We start from the raw sequence: 1,070 nt of genomic DNA on the forward strand, positions 1-1,070 counted from the left end.
TATATATTCGGCATTAGATATTTATAATTGAACACAAAGCCTATCGACTGTCACTTTGGGTGTTTTATTGATTTCGCGGATGAATCCTTGGACCGCCTTACGAATCTTCTGAACGGAATCGAAAAAGACATTGTTAATGACCGATTCCTTGAGCCACCCCCAGAGTCCTTCAATCAGATTGAGTTTCGGGCTATAAGGCGGGAGATACAGCAGGGTGAGAACAGACTGATGCTCGGTCAAAAACGGTTGAATGAGCGCTGCGTGATGAATTTTCGCATTGTCCAGAACGAGAACGATCTTCTGATTTTCGTATTTTTTCACCAGCTTCTGTAGGAAAGACAAAAATTCTTGAGCGGTATACTGGATTTCTTGTGTACAGAATACTTCTCCTGTCTCATAATCCAGTGAACCGATCAGTTTAGCGCCATGGTGCTTGCCATAGGTTGGAACGATTTTCTGCTTCCCTTTGGGAAACCACGTACGAGACAACGCTTGGTAGTCGCGAATCATGGACTCATCAATGAACAGGATTCGGTCGATTTCACCGTTCAGGAGTTTTTTTATAGGCTTCGAACTTCTGCACAAAGGCTTCCTGTTTCGTCGGGTCTGCCTTTGTCAACGTGTACGTAGGCACCGTAAAGCTAAGCTTCAATCGATAAAGCAATTCTCGGGTTCCACGATCCGAATAGGACACGCCAAAGTCTCGTTCGATCCATTTCCGGATGATCGGTGAAGTCCAGTTCATTTTGGCAGGAAAACCCACATCCTCCGGTGTCTGATTCACAATCGTTTGATAGACTCGCTGCTCTTGTTCGGCGCTCAGAAAAGGCTGGCGTCCCGGTGGCGTTCCGATTTTCAGTCCTTGGATGCCTTCTTGGCGGTAGGCGTTAATGTAGTTGTAGACAGTGGAAAGCGAGCGCCCGATAATCTTGCTGATATCTTTCTTGGACACACCATGCAGATCAAGCAGGATCGTTTGATATCTTTCGTGCATTCTCAAGTCATTATTTTCTTTGATGGCTGCTTTAATCGCCTGGACTTCAGGATTATTCTGATCCTCTTGAAGGAGT

General features: G+C 45.5%; 1 protein-coding gene. It reads right to left on the reverse strand.

Annotated elements, in window-relative coordinates; genetic code table 11:
- Positions 1-21 precede the first annotated feature (21 nt).
- Positions 22-1,030, reverse strand: a protein-coding gene (locus M6D81_RS31515; RefSeq protein ID WP_262681626.1) for an IS630 family transposase whose coding sequence is annotated in 2 segments (ribosomal slippage) — positions 22-577 and positions 576-1,030 — 1,011 coding nt in all. Because the reading frame shifts where the segments join, the coding sequence is not laid out codon by codon here.
- Positions 1,031-1,070 lie beyond the last annotated feature (40 nt).

This window comes from Paenibacillus sp. J5C2022 (genome assembly GCF_025567625.1).
In the GTDB taxonomy this organism is placed as follows: domain Bacteria; phylum Bacillota; class Bacilli; order Paenibacillales; family Paenibacillaceae; genus Pristimantibacillus.